Origin of the sequence: Glaciimonas sp. Gout2, assembly GCF_035018905.1 — a bacterium.
Lineage (GTDB): Bacteria > Pseudomonadota > Gammaproteobacteria > Burkholderiales > Burkholderiaceae_D > Glaciimonas.
In genome coordinates this window covers 1-19,395 of record NZ_JASJXA010000033.1, presented here as the reverse complement: position 1 = coordinate 19,395, position 19,395 = coordinate 1, and the positions used below count along the sequence as shown (strand labels likewise).

15 protein-coding genes and 1 pseudogene are annotated in these 19,395 nt (G+C 51.6%); 3 read left to right on the top strand and 13 right to left on the bottom strand.

All coding sequences use genetic code 11. The features are described from left to right. Window positions 1-61: 61 nt before the first annotated feature. The 11 genes from QN379_RS18380 to QN379_RS18330 all read right to left on the bottom strand — a co-directional run bounded on the left by QN379_RS18380 (window position 62) and on the right by QN379_RS18330 (window position 14,277). Window positions 62-1,306: a CoA transferase gene (locus QN379_RS18380; protein ID WP_322238811.1), complete on the bottom strand. Its 1,245-nt coding sequence runs from the start codon at window positions 1,304-1,306 to the stop codon at window positions 62-64. Window positions 1,307-1,780: 474 nt separating this feature from the next. Continuing rightward, window positions 1,781-3,505 (bottom strand): sigma-54 interaction domain-containing protein, encoded by a 1,725-nt coding sequence (locus QN379_RS18375; RefSeq protein WP_322238814.1) that lies wholly within the window; start codon window positions 3,503-3,505, stop codon window positions 1,781-1,783. Between the two features lie 516 nt (window positions 3,506-4,021). Beyond that, window positions 4,022-5,149 carry a CaiB/BaiF CoA-transferase family protein gene (locus QN379_RS18370; protein WP_322238816.1) on the bottom strand — a complete coding sequence of 376 codons (1,128 nt, stop codon included), beginning with the start codon at window positions 5,147-5,149 and terminating at the stop codon, window positions 4,022-4,024. Window positions 5,150-5,151: 2 nt separating this feature from the next. Further along, window positions 5,152-5,820: a 3-hydroxyacyl-CoA dehydrogenase family protein gene (locus QN379_RS18365; protein ID WP_322238817.1), complete on the bottom strand. Its 669-nt coding sequence runs from the start codon at window positions 5,818-5,820 to the stop codon at window positions 5,152-5,154. 1 nt (window position 5,821) lies between these two features. Then, a complete protein-coding gene (locus tag QN379_RS18360; protein ID WP_322238819.1) occupies window positions 5,822-6,697 on the bottom strand; it encodes a 3-hydroxyacyl-CoA dehydrogenase family protein in 876 nt (291 codons plus the stop codon). Window positions 6,698-6,705: 8 nt separating this feature from the next. Then, entirely contained in the window at window positions 6,706-7,872 is a 1,167-nt protein-coding gene (locus QN379_RS18355; RefSeq protein WP_322238821.1) for an acyl-CoA dehydrogenase family protein, read from the bottom strand. A gap of 14 nt (window positions 7,873-7,886) precedes the next feature. Then, entirely contained in the window at window positions 7,887-8,630 is a 744-nt protein-coding gene (locus tag QN379_RS18350; protein WP_322238823.1) for an SDR family oxidoreductase, read from the bottom strand. A 3-nt stretch (window positions 8,631-8,633) separates the two neighbouring features. Continuing rightward, window positions 8,634-9,404: an enoyl-CoA hydratase/isomerase family protein gene (locus tag QN379_RS18345; protein ID WP_322238825.1), complete on the bottom strand. Its 771-nt coding sequence runs from the start codon at window positions 9,402-9,404 to the stop codon at window positions 8,634-8,636. Next, window positions 9,401-11,119 carry a class I adenylate-forming enzyme family protein gene (locus QN379_RS18340; protein ID WP_322238827.1) on the bottom strand — a complete coding sequence of 573 codons (1,719 nt, stop codon included), beginning with the start codon at window positions 11,117-11,119 and terminating at the stop codon, window positions 9,401-9,403. The genes QN379_RS18345 and QN379_RS18340 overlap by 4 nt, the downstream gene beginning before the upstream one ends. Window positions 11,120-11,140: 21 nt before the next feature. Beyond that, window positions 11,141-11,920, bottom strand: a complete 780-nt coding sequence (locus QN379_RS18335; protein WP_322238828.1) for an enoyl-CoA hydratase-related protein — start codon at window positions 11,918-11,920, stop codon at window positions 11,141-11,143. Between the two features lie 794 nt (window positions 11,921-12,714). Then, on the bottom strand, window positions 12,715-14,277 hold the full coding sequence (locus QN379_RS18330; RefSeq protein WP_416186830.1) for a 3-hydroxyacyl-CoA dehydrogenase: 1,563 nt from the start codon (window positions 14,275-14,277) through the stop codon (window positions 12,715-12,717). 405 nt (window positions 14,278-14,682) lie between these two features. Between QN379_RS18330 and QN379_RS18325 the strand changes: the two genes are divergently transcribed. After that, window positions 14,683-14,880 carry a hypothetical protein gene (locus QN379_RS18325; protein ID WP_323507275.1) on the top strand — a complete coding sequence of 66 codons (198 nt, stop codon included), beginning with the start codon at window positions 14,683-14,685 and terminating at the stop codon, window positions 14,878-14,880. Window positions 14,881-15,380: 500 nt separating this feature from the next. Here the strand turns inward: QN379_RS18325 and QN379_RS18320 are convergent, their stop codons facing one another. Next, window positions 15,381-16,598: an ABC transporter substrate-binding protein gene (locus tag QN379_RS18320; protein WP_322238832.1), complete on the bottom strand. Its 1,218-nt coding sequence runs from the start codon at window positions 16,596-16,598 to the stop codon at window positions 15,381-15,383. Window positions 16,599-17,047: 449 nt separating this feature from the next. Further along, window positions 17,048-17,578 (bottom strand): hypothetical protein, encoded by a 531-nt coding sequence (locus QN379_RS18315; RefSeq protein WP_323507274.1) that lies wholly within the window; start codon window positions 17,576-17,578, stop codon window positions 17,048-17,050. A gap of 616 nt (window positions 17,579-18,194) precedes the next feature. On the opposite strand from QN379_RS18315, the gene phaP reads away from it, so the two are divergent. Then, on the top strand, window positions 18,195-18,800 hold the full coding sequence (gene phaP / locus QN379_RS18310; protein WP_322238836.1) for a TIGR01841 family phasin: 606 nt from the start codon (window positions 18,195-18,197) through the stop codon (window positions 18,798-18,800). A gap of 501 nt (window positions 18,801-19,301) precedes the next feature. Further along, window positions 19,302-19,395: pseudogene (locus QN379_RS23730) on the top strand (CopG family transcriptional regulator); the annotation flags it as partial.

Genomic DNA, 19,395 nt, shown 5'->3' with positions numbered 1-19,395 from the left:
GTGGGCGGATCGGCGTCTCCTGGATAAAGCTGGCGCCCTCGAACGACATAAAATCACCCCCTCAGATAATGCCTTTTGTACGCAGGTGTTCCAGCTCTGTACTATCGCTATTGAGCCAGGAACGCAGGATTAGGTCAGTATGCGCCCCAAGTCTGGGCGGCGGCATCTGCGTGCCTTCCGAATGTCCGTCAAATCGGATTCCCAGACCCACTTGAGGAATGGGGCCGTCTTCTCCTTCAGTTTGGTAGATGAAACCCGACTCGCGTAGCGCGGGATCGCTGGCAACGTCGCCTACCGTATTGAGTGGTCCGGCCGGAACGCGGGCACGCGTGAGCAAATCTAACCATTGCGCACGAGGCTTGCTTAGCAGTATCCCTGCTATCAGTTCGACGATTTCTCCGCGCCGCGCACAACGCATTGCATTGCTTGCAAACTCCGGAAGGAGGGCCACCTCGGGCCTCTCCACCGCTTCCCAGAAACGCTTCCAGATCGCGTCGTTGCCTAAGCCTAGCGTGATGGGTTCATCGGCCGTATCGAACACCTGATAGATCGCGATGACACTATCGCGGCCGCCAGATCTGCGGGTAAGTTTGCCAGATCCGAGGTAAGGCATCAGCCTCGGCGCTATGAAGCGTGACATGCTTTCCACCATCGATATGTCAATTTCGCAACCTGCACCATTCCGCTCGCGACGCAGCAATGCGGCCAGTACGGCCATTGCAGCATCATGCCCTGCTAGCAAATCCGCTGCGGGAGTACCCACCTTTTGCGGGGCACTATCCGGCTCGCCGGTGAGATCCATGACGCCGGAATATCCTTCCGCGATCAGGTCATAACAAGGCATATCCGCACGTGCTCCGTGGAGACCAAAACCTGTCACTGAAACATGGATCAGGCCCGGGTTCAACAAGCGTAGCGATACTGCATCCACACCTAGTTTGTGCTGTACCCGCGCGACCAGATTAATTAGAATGACGTCGCATTCGGCCACCAGTTTGCGCAGAATGTCCCGTCCTTCCGGTACGCTGAAATCCAGGGTAATGCTATGTTTGCCCCGATTAACGCTCATAAACCAGAGTGATTCCCCATGTAGAAAAGGAGGTCCCCAGGCGCGTGCATCATCACCTTTCCCTGGCTTTTCCACCTTGACGACGGTAGCGCCCATATCGGCAAGCAACTGGCCAGCATAAGGGCCGGCAACCGATGAGGTGAGGTCGAGAACTTTCACTCCGGCCAGCAGATCAAGCGCTGGTGTCGACTTCAAAGGCAGATCATTCATGGGTAATTGTTTTTGTAGTGTGGACATTATGTTGCTCACTCAGGCATGGATACTTAAATTCCTTGAGCAAACTCTGTGCCATACCATGGTTAGTGTCTCACGCTAAGGGAGACTGGCGATAGCCGGTCCTGAGTGGGCCGGACCTGATCGCAAAATAAGCGTTTGGGTGTCTTTACCGAAGACAAACGAAGGACTATTGCCCTCGTTGCAGACATAAGAAATTGCGTTGTGGAGACACGTTTTATATCTTTGGGTTGTGTCACTGGCATGTATCACCTTCGGGCGATCCCAACGTTTCTGACAGATGGGCTGGTCGACCGTGCCTACGGAATCCACGACGGCGAAGTTCGCGCAGCGGGACCGTTGATCAAATTGGGGAACTGGCTTTGGCTAAGGAATACTTATAGGCGGTATTACGAAGCATTATTATAAAGCGGCGTAAAGCAGATTCCGGGTCGATCACAACCGTGTGATAGAGGGTGATCGCTACCCGGGATAAGTTTAGCCTTCCGACTCCGGGACATGCATTTGCGCCAGGCGCTTGTAAAGATAGGAGCGTGAGATGCCGAGTTCAGTAGCAACCTGTTTTTTGTTACCACGGCAGCGCGCCAATGCCTGACGAATGAGTTGTTCTTCCACTTGTTCGACAGCGCGGCTGACGCGCATGGGCTCTGCCGGGTCTGCCTTTGGTTCGCGCGCAATTTTATCCTCGAACGTATCTGAAGGTGCTGCCTGCGACACTTCGGAAGCATCTGAATCAATGTGACCGAAATCGGCAGGCTCGATCACATCGGACTCGGTAAATATTGCCGCACGCTCTACCATATGTATCAGCTGGCGTACGTTACCAGGCCAGCGCTGACCTTTCAAAAATACCAGTGCCTGATCTGAGAGTGTCTTCGGACGTTGTCCGTGCCGCTCGGTAAACTGGTTAAGCGCCATTTCAGCCAGCAAAGGAATGTCTTCAAGTCTCTCCCGTAATGACGGAAGCCGAATCGTGACAGCACCGATACGGTAAAAAAGATCCAACCGGAAAGTACCATCGGCGATCATCGCCTCGAAGTTACGATTGCTGGCCGTGACCAGCCGAAAGTTCGAGTGATGCGACTCGTTCCCACCGACCCGTTGAAACGAACCGTCCTGCAAAACGCGTAGCAACTTTACCTGAACTTCGGAAGGCATATCGCCCACCTCGTCGAAAAATAAGGTGCCGTTATCAGCTTGCTCGATCTTACCTTTTCTGCCTTTGCGCTCTGCACCCGTAAACGAGCCCGCCTCATAGCCGAACAGTTCGCTCTCGACCAGTGTGGCTGGCAGCGCGGCTGCGTTGACCATCACCATCGTGGCATCGCGTCGGGAGCTCAGCTTGTGGATGGCATGCGCAGCGAGTTCCTTGCCGGTGCCGCTTTCCCCGGTAAAAAGGATAGCGACATCCATCGGTGCGACTTTCACGATCTGCTGCTTGAGACGCTGCATAGCCGGGCTTTCGCCGACCATCTGATCCAGCCCGTAGCTGCGGTTCTTCAGATCGCTTAACTCACGACGGTAAAAGGCTGCTTCAGACTTGACCTTTGCCAGTTCACCCGATAATGCCCGCAGTTGTTCCGGGCCCTTAAACATGATCTGTCCGATAGCCCCGACCATTTCTCCCCGGCTGTTGCGTATCGGATTGCGCGTCACCACACGGGCCACGCCACGCATTTCCTGAATTAACCCGATTTCGGCCTTGCCTGTTGCGGCGACGTGATGCAGCCTTGTATTCTCAATAACATCGGTCACGTGACGCCCTGCAGCGCTGCCCGCCTTAAGACCAAAAAACCGCTCATGCACCGGGTTCATGTAGCGCAGCACACCTTCCCGGTCGACCACGGTAAGGGCTTCAAACGGATTCGTAAGCAGATGGGCGAGGATGTCGCCTCCAAAGTCGATGGAGGCGACCAGTTCAAACAATGCGTCACGACCCTCGCGCTGCATCGCTACCAGCACCGTCGCGTCAGGAGTCGGAAGAACGATCACAACGACATCAGTATCATCCGGGCCCTCTATAGAAAACAGGTGTTGCTGATTGCGACGTGCATCATGCCATCCACGGACGATACGAGCGGCCATTTCGCCCTCGGCGGCGATACCGCCTGCAGCCAGTTCTTTTCCATCAGCACCCAAAATTAGTACGCCGCGCAGGGAACTCGGCGTCACGCCTGCGGGGCTTATGTCTGGTATTTTCATTTCAAATATTATACTTCTATTTTAGTTGCCCTTGCCGCCGGGAGCGACCGCCTTTCACTGAACAAATGTAATTACTACGAACACTAAGCAGATTAACGTGACCGGTGACGAAATCGTCGCGTTTGTGGTGGGTGACAAAAATCTGCCTAGAATTTTGACGGCGCAATGGTCATTTCCTCATTCGATGTATCCCGCACTGCATCATCCAATGTGCGACATCACAAAGTGATTGTTTACGTCGCGTTCACTCCCTTATAAACACTGAAATAATTCGATGCGCTATTCAACAGTCAGGCAAGTTGATTTGGATAAATTTTGGCTAAATTGCGTCAGGTAAATCCGTAGAAGCTGTTTTACATTTACCTGACGAATGTAGTCCGCTCGGGCGACTTATACGGAGGTGTTAGTGCAACTGAGTTATTAAGGCGAAAATCATTACCCACTGCGCACCCATTCGACTGGCCGCTTACGCTTAACACGCGCTCTCAAAATATAATGATGACGACCGCTTTATTATTAAAGCTCTCCGATTAACGCTGTATTACTCTGTCCCAGCTCAGGTGCACCCGCCGCCTGGGTTTGTCGAAATACATTGCATATCGGTACTGGCAGCGCTGGGATTGAATCGCCCTTGCCGCTATCCAGCGTCTGCGTGAATAGCCCGCGTCCGATAAAATGTGGATCGGCGACCGCATCCTCCAGATCGGCTACTAATCCCACACATACTTCCCTGCCCTTAAATTTCTCTAACCAGTAATCTGCTGAATGTTGGGCGATGGCAGCGGCCACCCTTGCTATAGCTTGCTGATCATCGGCGGCAAGTTCCTCCTGTGGTATCCCGATGATTTCAGTAAAATTAGTCCAAAATTTATCCTCAAGCGGTGCCGCCGCAAGATAACGATTGTCGCTGGTCCGGTAGACCTGATAACGCGCCGAGCCACCTGTCACCAGTTCCTTGCCGCGCTTCGGCCATTCACCAGCGCTGAAGCCGTTACCAAGTCCCCAGTACATAAAGGTAAATAAATTGTCGGCCATGGCAATATCGAGATGACATCCGAGACCGCTCTGCGCGCGCGCTTGCAACGCCAGCAAAATATTCATCACTGCCGGATAAGCTCCACCGGCAATGTCAGCCACTAGCGCTGCCGGCAATACCGGCGCGCCGTCCGCACCGGTCGACAGCGCCAGCATGCCGCTATCGGCAACGTAGTTCAGATCATGTGCGGCGATCTGTGCTTTAGGACCGGACTGGCCGTAACCAGTGATAGAGCAATAGATAATCTTCGGATTGATGCGCGAAACAGTTTCATAATCGAGGCCCAGACGTTGCATGACACCTGGACGAAACTGCTCAACGATGATGTCGGCGCTGCGCACCAGTTCTTCCAGACGTGCGCGTTCCGTCACTGATTTGAGGTCAATCGCAATCGATTTCTTCGCTCGGTTAAGGAGAGCAAAATTGACGCTATCATTCCCAAATTTGGGTGTGTAACTGCGCATCTCATCGCCGTTGCCAGGGCGCTCGATCTTGATGACTTCAGCACCCGCCTCAGCTAGCAGCAGCGTCGCCATAGGACCAGGTAACAGAGTGCTGAAATCGAGGACGGTGATACCATGCAGGGGCTGGTGGTGAGGCTGTCCCATATTCAGTCTCCCTGACTATGCGCCATTGCCATCTGTGCTGCACGCGCCGGTGCATAGGGTTCCTGGCGCAATGCCTGGTAAAGCTGCTCGCTGACCCGGCAATGATCGGCCAGACCAGTACGCTTGAGTAGCGCAATCGGACCCTCCGGATAACCGAGACCCAACCTTAGCGTCATATCCATGTCCTCGGCGCTTGCCAATTGCTCATCAAGTCGACGCAGCGCCGCGTTGTAATAAGGCCGCACAAGACGGTTGACGATTCTGCCGGGAAAGTCCCCACACACTGCGACGACCAATCCGGCTGCTTCGAGTGCCCCCTTTGCGGCCGCCAGTGCGACCGGCGATGTTTGTGGCAGACGCACCAGTTCAATCAGATTACTAGGTTCAGCATCGCCCAGACGAAAACGCGCAATACCAACCACGTTAGTCCGAACGGCAGGAGCATTTGTATCGACATGCACACCGAGACATTCGATATCGAGTTCAATAGCGATAAATACAGCGTCAGTTACTGTTGGCGAAGACCGGTAGGCGGCCCCGGCCTGAGCGCCCAGATAGACTGTCGCGATAGCATCGCTATCAGCTTGCGCAATGAATGAATGGTCGACCGGAAACGAGCGGCTGATGCCGGATGAAATAATACAATAAGGTGTCTGCATAGGTGTTTCCATCTCAAGCTCCGAACATTTTAGTATTGGTATAGTTGAGGAAGCCCTTACCGGATTTTTTGCCAAGTCGGCCAGCAGCGATCATGCGTTTGACCAGCGGCGGACAGGCTGCCCGCGGTTCGTTGGTCAACCCGTACATCGCCTCACATAACAGCCGTTGCGTATCAAGACCCACTAGATCAAGCAACTCCATTGGTCCCATCGGATAGCCCAGCGCGGTCTTGATAGCCAGATCAATATCGGCCGCCTCGGCCACGCCCTGCTCAACTAAACGGATAGCATCGTTGTGATATGGAATTAAAAAATAATTCAGGATGAAGCCGGGCGTGTCCTGAGTCCGTACAGGCTTTTGCCCCATGGCCTTACTAAACTCCCAGGCTGCAGCAAATGTCTCTTCGCTGGTGTTCATGCCAGCTGACATCTCCACCAGCTTCATCAATTGTGCAGGAAGGCAAAAATGCATCCCTACAAAGCGATCATCACGGCCACAACCGCCTGCGATCTCGGTAATCGAGATGGTCGACGTATTCGAAGCAAAGATGGTGTGCGGCGGGCAAACCGCATGCAATCGCTGAAACAATTGATGCTTGACAGCCAGGTCCTCAAATACTGCTTCGATAATAATATCGCAATCCGCCATACCTGCTGCATCAGTGCTGCCAGACCAGTTCTGCATGATCTGTTCCAGTTGAACCGGTTCCAGCTTCTTGCGTTGCACTGATTTTTCTAGAAAGGCGAGCGTCTGCTGACGCGACTGCTCCAATGCTTCCTGTCTGGTATCGAGCACCTTGACACGAAAGCCTGCGCGAGCGGCTACAATCGCGATGCCGGTTCCCATGGTGCCGCTGCCGACTACGCCGACGGTTTTAATTACTGTCATGTTTGTTCCTATTTCAAAAGAAAGCTACGGCCAATGAGTTGACGGTGTACCTGATTGGTACCTTCCCAAATCTGGGTGATTTTAGCGTCACGCATGAGCCGCTCAACGCGATAATCCTTGCAATAACCATAGCCGCCCAATAGCTGTACGGCCTCGGTGGCGATGCGCATCGCTGCATCGCTGGCGCGCATCTTTAATATCGATGCCTCGGTACCAAAATCTTTTTCTCCGGAATCGACCATTGCTGCTACACGCCACAACCAGGATTCACACATCACCAGCTCTGCAGCGAGGTCGGCAAGTAAAAATTGAATCCCCTGAAACTCGATAATTTTTTTGCCGGACTGCTTGCGCTCGTTGATGTAAGCCACCGCATCCTCGAAAGCCGCGCGCGCGATACCCAGCGCATGCGCCGCAACACTAGGGCGAGAACGATTTAGCGAGCCAAATAGTATTTTCAGACCATCGCCAGGATTTTGAAGAAGATTGGCGCGCGGCACACGGCAGTTATCAAAAGCCAGCGAAGCAGTACTGGAGCCACGTGTGCCCATCTTATTCTCTGTACCGGTCACGCTTAACCCTGGCGTGCCCTTTTCAAGGATCAACACTGAGATCGCTGCCTTTGGATCGTCAATTTCGCTCCATTTTCCGAACAGCAGATACTGGTCAGCAACGTCACCATTAGTAATGAAAATTTTGCTACCGTTGATGACGATGTTGTCGCCATCCGGACGGAACGAGGTTTTCATACCAGTCGCGTCCGAGCCCGCCGATGATTCGGTGATGGCAAGAGCGGCCAGCGCTCCTTCTGCAATCTTTGGCAGAAACTGCGATTTCTGTTCGTGATTGCCGAACTCGATTAATGGCTTGATCGCATGAAAATTAGTGGCCCAGATGATGCCAGTGGAAGCACACGCCTTGGAAATTTCCCGTACGCATGCCAGATAGCAGGTGAACGACAGCGGTGCGCCACCATATTCTTCCGGAACGAACATCGCGTTGAGACCAAGCTGGTTGATGGCGTGGACATTATCCCAAGGAAACTCTCCACTTTCATCGACTTCCGCTGCTCTTGAAGCAATCTCCTTACGTGCCAGTGCTTGCACACTATCGAGAATCATTTTTTCATCTTCGCTCAGAGGTAAGCGATTATCTAATCTTTCCAGCACATTCATAGCGCGTCCTTCTTTTAGTGTGCGACGCCTTGCGCGCCGTCAATATAAATTGTCTCACCGGACATAAATCCGCCAGGCATGGCAAACAAGAGGGCGACCAGTGCGCCTACGTCATCAGCTGTGCCGGGCGCCCCGTTTGGAATGCGTTTTTCAAGAAATGTGCGCAGCGGACCTTCCGACATAGATGCGCGGTTAAGGTCGGTAACGATATAGCCGGGGGCGACGTTTAGTACCCGCACACCAACGGAGGCCCATTCGACTGCCAGGCAGCGCGTGATCGCGCCGACTGCGGCCTTGGAGGCGCAATAAGCGAGGTTGCGCTTAACGCCCATTTTGTCAAAAAATGAACCTATATTGACAATCAGTCCGCCCTGCTCGCGCAAATACGGAAACACACTCTGACTGCCTATCACTACCGAGTTGGCATTGGTTTGCATTACTTTGTCAAATTCCTCCAATGGAAGCGACGCTGACTTGCCTTCCATATGGATGCCGGCATTATTCACGAGCCCGGCTATCGGGACGCTGCACCGAGACTGAATGTCTGCGATGGCCGCTCGCACCTGGCTAGCATTGGTCACATCGCAAGCGGCACTCAACCAACGTTGGCGTGCTTGCTCCGAAGCATCGGGCCGATGCGGAAGGTCGCCTGAGCGTGAGAGGCAACCAACCATGAAGCCAGCCTCCGCCAGACTTTCGGCAATTGCCGCACCGATTCCACGACTGGCACCGGTTACGATAATACAAGACTGTTTCATGGCTTATTCATCCTTGAAATGAGGAGTCCGCTTTTCAACGAAGGCCTGCATGCCTTCACGTGCGTCGGCGGTTTGAAAGGCCAGCGTTGATAAGTCCGATTCGATGCGCAAACCGTCGATCAGCGGCAACGCTAATGCGCGCTGAATAGCCTCCCGGGCAAACAACAGCGCACAGCGGCTAAAGCCGATAAATTGCTGCGCGTAAGTACAACCGATCGTAATCGGGTCAGCCGCTTCAACCACCAGATTGACTAAGCCAATGCGCTCTGCTTCGACCGCGTCTATGGTCTTGCCAGACAGGATGATTTCAAGCGCTTTGGCTTCGCCGACTAAACGTGGAAGGCGCTGAGTGCCGCCATAACCCGGGATCAGCCCGAGCTTAATTTCCGGCAATCCCATCTTTGCCTTTGGCGTTGCAACCCGAAAAGTACACGCCATTGCCAACTCCAATCCACCACCAAACGCATAGCCATGAATAACGGCAATCGATGGAATCGGCAGCCGATCCAGTTTGGCCATCACGCTTTGGCCTAGCTCTGCACCTTGCTTTTGCGCCAGCAGGCCGCGACCTTGCAATTCTTTAATATCGGCGCCAGCGCAAAAGGCTTTTTCACCGCTACCGACAATCACTAATGCACGCGCATCGGATGCCGCGACCTGATCGATCGCCGCGCTAATCTGGCGCAGCACGTCGAAACTCAGTGCGTTCAAGACTTGCGGCCGATCTATCTGCAAAATCGCACATGATTCCTGATAGGTTAATTGAATAGTCATGCCGTTTTTCCTTCACTGATTAAAGACTTACCGGCTAAAGGCTGACCGGCGCTTGCAATTTCTCTCACTGCTTGCGGGACCAATTTACCGGCACGCGTCAGTTCGATTAGTTCACGCTTGAGTACCTTACCGCTCGTCGTCATCGGAAAGGCGTCCATTTCAATGAAATGCTCAGGCAAGTCATACTTGGAAAGCCCTGAATCGAGGAGATATTTCAAGACCTCATCGGCACGCAGTGCGACACCATCACGCGGGATAACGGCAAGACAAACCTGCTCGCCCAAACGTTCGTGCGACACCGGATACACCGCTACCTTCAGAACGCCCGGATGCCGCTGCGCCAACTCTTCGATATTGACCGGATAAATATTGTGACCACCGCGTATGATCAAATCCTTCTTCCGACCGACTAGACGCAAGCCGCCGTTTTTTTCGAATTGACCGAGGTCACCGCTGAGAAACCATCCACTGGCATTAAATGAATTTTCGGTCGCTTCCTGATTATTGAAATAACCGAGCATCAGCAAGCCACCGCGTCCGCCGATTTCGCCGATCTGTCCTGGCTCAGCTTCGATATCCGGATTTTCCTGATTCCACAGACGCACCTCATAGCCACGGCAGGCGCGACCGCAGGAAGCCACCAGCGTATCAATTTCATCCGCAGGCAATGGATATTGATGCGATCCATTTTCTGTCATTCCGTAAATATTCTGTGGCACCACCCCAAGCGTCAAAAATTGCTCGGCAATTTTGCGCGGGATCAAGGTCCCCGCCATATAAAAGGTCTTTACTTTTCCCAGATGCTGTAAGCCTTGCTGCTGCAGCGCAGCCAGCAAATCGATCGCATGCGTCGGGACGCCCATCACGTAAGTGGCACCGGTCTCAATAATCCAGTCCAATACCGACTTACCCGTTCCCGCATAATGCAGCACCAATTCGCAACCGGTCACCAGCATCTGCTCGCACGCAACCGTAGCGATATGGTGACTGACCGGACTGAGCGACAAGATGACTGTGTCCGGTCCCTGATGCCAGTCACTGGCAAGCGCTCGACCATTAGCAAGCAGCGTATTATCGCTGTGCATTACGCCCTTCGGCATGCCGGTAGTACCTGACGTAAATGCCAGATACGCGACCTTGTCGGGATTCAAGTCGGGAGGTGATGAAACCGATGCCGCATTAGGCTTCGGAAAGGACCGGCTTTTCTCAGGCAGCATCCATTTCACGCCATGAGATGGTAATACCGAGAAGACAGTTTTTATCGACGGCATCGTTAATGCACGCGTAAAAATTGAATTCTCCGATGCATCAGCACCATAACCTGGCATCGCGAACAATGCCCGACATTGCACCCGCTCAAGCAGGACCGCGATCTCCTCCACGGTATGATTCTGATGCAGCGACGGCACGCACACATAACCGTTGCGTGAACAGGCAAGAAAGACGACGACTGACTCGACCCGGCTGGGCAGCCAGACAGCGACCCGGTCGCCGCCGTGCAAACCGGCCTCAGCCAGACCTTGCGCCACGCTGTCGGCCCAATCCACCAGTTCACGCCAGGTCAGACGGATCTCGGTATCACGCAGCGCCCATGAACCCGGACGCGTACTTGCATGGTTTTCGGCCAGGCTGTACAGAGTTTCACCCTGCCAGATCCCTGCCATGTAATACTCGCGCGCCTGCTGCGGATTATGTAATGTTAAAACATTCTGCATGACAGCTTTCTTTGCAAGGAATCATTGGCCAAATTTGGACGCGTCAGGGCTGCGCCGCTCCGCAAATGCAGACGCCAGTTCGGCATGTTCTTCGCTGTCCAGATAGCCTGGGAGCAACAAGTCATGCGCCATGCGCGCAAGACCGCTCACGCCACCATGGCGGGCATTGAACGCAGCCTTGATAGAAGCCAGTGCAAATGCGCCGCGATCGGCGATTTCCAGCGCCATCTTGCGGGTCTCTTTCTTTAGCATCGCATCCGGGACTACTTTATTGATCAGTCCGATCGACAGCGCTTCCTGCGCTGTCATCTTCGGATTACGAAACCAGATTTCTTTAGCCCGCTTCTTACCGACCAGATCTTCAAGATACCAGGTGCCATAACCGGCATCAAAACTGCCGACCATCGGCCCCACCTGGCGGAACACGGCGCTTTCCTTAGCAATCGTCATGTCACATACCATCTGCAGCACGTTACCGCCGCCGACCGCATAGCCGTTGACACAAGCGATCACCGGTTTTTGCAGCCGGTCAATACTTTCATACATATCCAATGTGGGTAACATACCGGCATACAGCTGGGTGTCTTCCATACCTTCCTTCTTACCGCCGGTGCAAAAAAATTTATCTCCGGCGCCCGTCAGCACGATGACCCGGGTCCGGGTCTCGCGCCGGATGGCGTTGATACAATCACGAATTTCATCGCACATCAGCGGCGTAAACATATTGCCGTCATGGGGGCGGTTCAGGGTCATGGTTCCGACTGGACCGTCTTCTTCGTAAGTAATTTCCTGAAATTCCACGTTATTTCCTTTTATTTAAGACTTGAATTGAATGGTCAGATGTCACCTGCACTGCGCAACGCATTGATTTTCGCTAAGTTTATTTCGCTATGCTCATTCCCACTTGCGCCGGCACTTCTGATTCAGGCTGTTCCGGCGGCAGTGCTGGCATGCGGTGGATCGTTTTTACGTTGTCATGCTTAGGCTAACAGCAAATTGCATGCCCGACTATTCGTCAAACGGTCGTCAGGCTACGCGTAGCAAATCCATTTTTGAAAGCTGCGGACAAATCGCAAACATGTGTTTTTCCGCTTTACTGTCCGCGCCAAATACTCGTCATACAGTCGACTGTCCGCAAGACGCACAAACCCCGGTCCATGCGGCTTGAGTTCGAAATGGATCTGGACGATCATGCCGAACCGACCACCCCGCAACTCAGCCAGGTAATGAAATCCACTATTTAGCTTTATTGGCCTAAAAAAAGGGTTTTCTGCAAGCATGAATGATTAAGTGCATGTCATGCGGACACCGCGATGCCGTCGCGTCCTTTCAATGGACAATCTGAGTGAGAGATATAGCGGCTAATTACACCAGACTCATGGTACATAGTTTGCAATTTACAACTGCTCAAGCCTGTCTCTGCGTTAATGTCTGTCCCTGCGTTAATAATCAAACTCAAACATTACTTCCAATTTAACTTCACACCCATTCCAGCATCTTGCGCCCAAAATGCGACTATTCTGCGGTAAGGACAGCCTGTCTTCGCCGGCGCATGAACTAAAGCACAAAGGATGCGATGTCAGGGAGCGAGATGTTCAGCCCACGCGGTCTGGCGCGGTCAGCGACAGTGATAAGCGCGCACGCCGCACGAGCCATGGTGATGGGCGGTAGCGCTGATCGCCGAATGTGGCATGCAATCCCTGAAGGATTTCCAGTATGTGTTTTGCACCCAAGCGATCACCCCACTCGAATGGCCCGGCCGGATAGCCCAGACCGAGGCGCACAGCGACGTCAATATCAGCAGGCGATGCAACCCCTTGCTGCGCCATCTCGCACGCAAGATTGACGATACAGGCGATAACGCGCGGCGCAACATAACCTGGTGAATCTGCAATTACAAACGTCGGAATCAATTGTGCGGCGAAAATGGTACGGGCCGCGTCGACAGTAGCCGCAGCGGTACCCGGGCTAACCATCAGTGTGACCCCGGTTTTTCCACTAAAAAGCGGATCGATTGCGACTGCTTTAGACGGATCAAGTTGCAAGTCCGCAACGGTTGTAGAAAGATCGCGGCCTAATGGTGCCAGCAGAATGACGTCGGCCTCGCTCGCATCGTGCACTCGACTAACAGATTGAAGCAATGCAAGAAGCGAATCCGGTGGCGTGACAGGACTGTTCTCCGGCCACCAGACAGCGACTGTGGCCGCCGCCGCGGTTTGTTGCGATACTAATTGCGGTGTGATATTTTTTTCTTGATAACTATAGAAACCCTGACCGCTTTTTCGACCTAAGAGACCGGCCAGCAACCGGGTGCGAGCGAGTGTCACCGGACGGTACCGGTCATCGCCATAGTATTGGCTATGGATAGACTCCATCACGGGAACCGAAACGTCCAGACCGGTGAGATCCAGCAACTCGAACGGTCCCATTCGAAAACCCGCGCACATGCGCAAGATGGTATCGATAACCGGATGTTCGGCGGCGCGCTCAGCTAACAGTTTCAGTCCTTCCGTGACAAACGCGCGCCCCGCATGATTGACTACGAATCCGGGTGAATCAGAGGTAACAATAGCGCGATGGCCCACGCGCAGCGAAAGCGTTACCAACGCTTGCACCGCTTCAGGCTTAGTACGCGGCGCTTGTATCACCTCTACCAACTTCATGCGGGTCACGGGATTGAAAAAATGCCAACCGACAACCCTCTGGGGCAACGCGCAAGCTGCCGCGATCGCCGTCACGCTAAGTGAAGACGTATTGGTAGCAAGGATGCACTCCGGCCTGACCACCGCTTCCAGCTCCCGCATCAAGCTCTGCTTAGCGTCAAGATTCTCTAGGATAGCTTCCACTATCAGCTCGCAATCGCCCAGTTCCTTCACATCATGGGCGGGCAAAATACGACTAAGTGCGGCAGCCGCATCGGATTCGGAAATTTTACCTTTCGCTACTGCCTGTCCCAGGTCTTCGCGCACAAACGCGATGGCACGCGCTACGGCTTCCTCCACACTGTCAAATAACCTGACCTGGCAACCAGCCGATGCGCATACCTGTGCGATGCCACGCCCCATGGCACCGGCACCGATGATCCCGATATGTTGAATTTCTTTTACGGCTTCTTTTGCCGCTTGATTTGGTGCTTGTTTAACTACTGCATTGACCACATTAAGCTCCAGTTTCAAATCTCGTCTTGACTGTAGTGAGGCTTCGGCCGTTCAGCCACTCGTGTCTGTATCGGCACCGAACCTTCCATTGTCGTGCTCACCAGCGACTTATTACGGGTATTCATTGCTGGGATCCTTGCATGGCACTTAATTGTGCCATATGACCTTTATGCAAACCACGTGCCAGGGAAAACGGATAACCCCGCTCCCTGTCATTGTTTATCCGATGTTCTTTAATCTGACTTCCCCCCGCATGCCACCGCGCAATTTTGTTCATTTGGAAAACACAGCAGTGCGTACTGAAGACACTTCGATATCGGCACGGTGTAAAAAAGCATCTATCAAATTGAGTCGCACTCCTTGCGACTGTTCTCAGAACATATCTATACTGCGTAATAAAAGACAGTGTCGAGCAAAGCCGACGTGCCCCATTACGACGAAGTGGCGCAGGCCATAAAAGTCACCGTTGACCGCTTTGTCTCGCTTGACATTTTGGTCAACAACGCTGTTCCGAAAGTTTGTTGTCCATCGGTTCAAATGAGCGCTTCGCGGTATGGCTGGCAGGGCCTGGCGAATAAGGCCCGGGTGCAATGTCCATCGTGAGGTCGCAGCCAAGTGAACGAAGGGAATCTTAGCGGGGGAGGAATTGCGTGGAGCGACGCATTGCACCAGGGTTGCGCCAGGCTATTTTTACCAGTCTGCGAGGTGTTTAATTGTTCACGATGGATAGCTGAGGATGCTAAGCAGCAAACAGGCAGCGCATAGTGGTGGCAGTGACGTTGCATTTTCTTACCACGGAGGCGAACAAAGAATTGAAGCCGAAGGTCAGGACAGCAGTTTTAAGCTAACTCGATGCAAAGTATGAAACGTGATTTTAGCGAACGCGAAAATGGTCAGAGCTGCTGGAGCTTACTTGAATTTAACAAACGGTGCAGCTAATGACTTACCCAACCTAACCTGGCCGATCAATCCGACACGCACCTCAGGTCGGTCACGTTTATCCCGGATCAGCAGTCATGCTGATCCGGGACATTCATTTAGCCAGCCCTCCTTGGGAGGACCTCATCCAAAACCTGGCAATTATTTTTCCAGGGCTACAACAATTACTTTTTCACCAGTGCGCAAGATCCTTCACTCATCGGCTGATATGCCTGATCGCCTGGAATAGTTTTTACTATTTTCATGAGATCCCAGTCAGACTTGGATTCCAACGGTTTTTTGGCTTCTGCCAGATACATGTCATGCACCATCAGACCATCTTCGCGAATCCGGCCTTTCTTCGCAAAAAAATCATTGATTTCGGTGGCCTTCATTTTTTTCATCACTACTTCCGCATTGTCAGTACCTGCCGCCTGAACCGCGTTCAAATAATGCATCGTCGCGGAATACATACCGGCTTGAACCATCGTCGGCATCTTTTGTTGCAGTGCGTAAAAACGCTTAGACCATGCACGGGTTTCATTATTCATATCCCAGTAGAAACCCGTGGTAAACAACAGTCCTTGCGCGAGAGGCAGGCCCATGCCTTTCAGGTCTGTGTCAAAAATTAACAGGGTTGCCAGCTTTTGGCCACCCTTAGTCAAGCCAAATTCAACGGCACCACGTACCGCGTTCTGCGTATCTCTGCCAGCATTAGCAAAACCGATAATCTTGGCTTTCGAAGCCTGAGCTTGTAGCAAGAACGAAGAAAAATCTGAGGCGTTAAGTGGATGCTTAATCGAGCCTAAGACTCTCCCTCCCATTTCATTAACGACCTGACTCGTATCTTTTTCCATCGATTTTCCGAACGCGTAATCAGCAGTCAGGAAAAACCAGGTATCGCCGCCTGACTCTACGATAGCGCGGCCCGTACCGGTTGCCAGCGCGTATGTGTCATATACATAGTGGACGCCATATGGGGAACACTCCTGATTGGTCAGCACAGTTGACGCCGATCCGGCAAATAACATCACTTTCTTTTTAATTGCCCCCAATTTTTGCAATGCAATAGCGGCAGAAGAGTCGGTCGACTCGATGATCATATCAACATGATCGCGATCGACCCATTCCGATGCGCGTGCAACGGCGATGTCTACTTTATTCTGGTAGTCCGCTGAAACCATTTCAATCGGTTTGCCGGATACCTTGCCGCCGAAATCATCAATTGCCATTTTTACCGCGGCGACCCCTCCTGGGCCTCCAATCCCGGAGTAGACACCGGTTTTATCAACAATGACACCTATTTTGACGCTGTCACCCGTAAATTGCGCCATGGCACTGCCGGGATTTAAACCAATGATGGACGCACTAAGAACGGCAAGGGCGATTGTGGACAAATGCATGGTGTCTCCTATTATAGATTTAGGTAAATCAGGTTGAGTCATCGAAATGGCGGGTCCAACAGGAAAAGCAATTAATAAAGCTTCCTTGTTGCGAACGCGATGCCGTGTACTTCGATAACAACTAGCAAACATCGCGCCATGCTGAATTACGGCAATTTAATGTCAGCAATCTTATTTGCTTAGCTATCGAAGACGGCCGCTCTCACATGCGTCAGCCATGGTGTCGTCACGACGCACACAAGATGGCCGTGACAAACACAAAGAACAGATTGGAATGACCATTTCACGCGGTTGAACCGGGAGACGATTCTGGTACCCTTAATTTCTAAAGTCTTACAAAAGTAGGCGTTTAAATGATGCAAACCGCTAAATTGGGCTATCCGGGTGCACTCCAGAAAGTATCGACAGGTCAGCTCGCTGCCTAATCAATCCAAGCAAACGACGAGATATCAATTGCAATGAGACGTCGACGTAAAACGAAATCCCCATAACCCCATCCATACCGGCGCACTATATATATGCTGACTGGTATTTATATTTTTCCAAATGTCATGACACACATAAATACGTTCATTATTTCCCGCTACTTTCACTGACAAAGCGTACCAATGCTGCGTCGCTCCTTTGCCGTCTTGCTTACTTAACACGGGCATTTGCTCAAGTCGAACCGGTTCGTCGGCCATGAGATAGTTTGAATAAAAAGCGAAAGCACAGGTGACCAGCACAACTCCTTGCCACATCAAACCAATAATCGCTAACCTTGTACCATTGCCAAGAATATGAAAAAAAGTCCTCTTGAGAGTCAGACATATTGCAGTGGCTAGTACGGCACCGATACCGAGTCCAAAAATTGCCAAGCGCCCGGCATCAAATGTAGCCTCAACCTGATCGCCAACTAGAACAAGCGCTAATAAGCCGGTGAAGAAGGTCCCTAAAGCTGTATAGACCATCGGCTCCGGATTGCGGGATTGATGTAACACCATCATATTCCTTAATATGGTTACGTCATTTTTTGGTGTGTCATACGTATAAACATTCACGTTGAAATTCAACCTATAAGCTATTTAAGTAATTGGAGCGCTTTTCTCGTCAGAAGGTTGCGTGGCATGAAAACTATTCCCCATTTCTTGAGCTTATTGTTGCATTAACTGCAATTAATGCAGCTTACACAGGCCTTGTGTATTTGTCATAATTGTTTGTATATTGCGAGGTATAGATTGTGTATTGACTTTGCGTTATCAAATGCACAAATGTGACTTGGGAGAGAACTAGCTGCCCGGGGGGGGAAGTCCGTTACTTGCCCGGCTACAACTTGTTGACTAGCTTCTACCGCGTCCGTCTCACCAAGCGCAACGAACCGATTGTCACCCGCCCTTCGCCAAACCCGAAGTCGTCAGATACCTGACTAGCTCACGGTCGGGACATGCATATTCGATTCGGCGGCCAACAGCGCTTAAGCTGATCGAGGGACATTAACGCCAAGCAAGGGTTATTGCCTCATAAAAACTGATTTCTCAGGTATTGATTTATCTCATAAAAAGTTTTAAAAAAAAGCTGGACATCCTTTATTCTTCGGGTAAAATATGAATTGTTGCAGTGCACCATTTACTCGGATACCTGCATAACCTCATTATTGACCCATCAGGAGTTCTTATGTTTTCGAATCTAGATAAATTCTCATCTGCAACCAAAGCCGCCTTTGAATCCCAGTTTGCCACTTCTAGTGCACTCGTAAGCAAGATCATGGAAAGCAGCGAAAAAGCAATTGCACTGAATATCGCAGCTGCTAAAGCGTATGCAGAAGAATCAAGCATTGCGACAAAACAATTATTGTCAGCAAAAGATCCACAAGCATTTTTCGCTTTGATCGCTTCACAAGCTAAACTGAACGCTGAAAAAGCCGCGTCATACAGCAGCCATTTGACCGAAATCGCTTCAAGCGTCAAAGCTGACCTCACGCAAGCTGCTGAAGCGCAAATTGCTGAATCAAAAAGCAAAGTGACTGCATTGGTTGAAGAAGTCGCCAAAAGCGCACCAGCCGGTTCTGAAAATGCTGTCGCCATGTTGAAATCGGTCGTCAGCAATGCAAATGCTGGTTACGAACAACTCTCTAAAACCACTAAGCAAGCAGTGGAAACAGTTGAAGCGAATGTTGCCAAAGCAACGACCCAGTTGTCCCAAGCTGCAAAAAAAACTGCTTAATATTGCATCACGGTTAACGACCGATCAGTAACTGAGTAACTGAAACAAGTAATATCTCGGCCGCCAACGCGGCCGATTTCGATTTTAGCGATGATGCCGAAACCACGCAGATAATTCAATTACGTACTTTGGCGCACGTTCCTTAACGTACGCACCGCATACAATATTTATGCCCCGGATTAAACATCCCACAGCATCGGGGCTTTCGTCAACGTCATGCTTCAACGATTGACGCACGCTGCGCTCCTCCCTTCCTCCAAATGACTTATCGCGCTCTATTGTCGTTTTAGTTGCTGATTTCAGGCCAGCTAATCGTTTCTCCATTTTGGCAGTGAAGTAAAGGCCTGGATGTTCCTGTTAAATCGAGGTCGAACTAATCCAAAAAACGTGCATAGATTAAATAAAATTATGCTCAAGGATGCGCCTTTAACTTGACAAACATCGTTTACGACCTAAAATACCATCCATATAGATGGCATATGGATGTCATGCGGAGGTATTATGAGCGTATTAGTGTTAAAGCCGAAAATCAGTGAAAGTGAAAAAATTACTATTAATCTTGGATTAATCGATTTAGGACAAATCGACTTATTAG

Excerpts from the sequence above, each read along its gene's own strand:
- QN379_RS18380 (WP_322238811.1), bottom strand. The coding sequence starts at position 1,306 with ATGTCCACACTACAAAAACAATTACCCATGAATGATCTGCCTTTGAAG.
- QN379_RS18375 (WP_322238814.1), bottom strand. The coding sequence starts at position 3,505 with ATGAAAATACCAGACATAAGCCCCGCAGGCGTGACGCCGAGTTCCCTG.
- QN379_RS18370 (WP_322238816.1), bottom strand. The coding sequence starts at position 5,149 with ATGGGACAGCCTCACCACCAGCCCCTGCATGGTATCACCGTCCTCGAT.
- QN379_RS18365 (WP_322238817.1), bottom strand. The coding sequence starts at position 5,820 with ATGGAAACACCTATGCAGACACCTTATTGTATTATTTCATCCGGCATC.
- QN379_RS18360 (WP_322238819.1), bottom strand. The coding sequence starts at position 6,697 with ATGACAGTAATTAAAACCGTCGGCGTAGTCGGCAGCGGCACCATGGGA.
- QN379_RS18355 (WP_322238821.1), bottom strand. The coding sequence starts at position 7,872 with ATGAATGTGCTGGAAAGATTAGATAATCGCTTACCTCTGAGCGAAGAT.
- QN379_RS18350 (WP_322238823.1), bottom strand. The coding sequence starts at position 8,630 with ATGAAACAGTCTTGTATTATCGTAACCGGTGCCAGTCGTGGAATCGGT.
- QN379_RS18345 (WP_322238825.1), bottom strand. The coding sequence starts at position 9,404 with ATGACTATTCAATTAACCTATCAGGAATCATGTGCGATTTTGCAGATA.
- QN379_RS18340 (WP_322238827.1), bottom strand. The coding sequence starts at position 11,119 with ATGCAGAATGTTTTAACATTACATAATCCGCAGCAGGCGCGCGAGTAT.
- QN379_RS18320 (WP_322238832.1), bottom strand. The coding sequence starts at position 16,598 with ATGCATTTGTCCACAATCGCCCTTGCCGTTCTTAGTGCGTCCATCATT.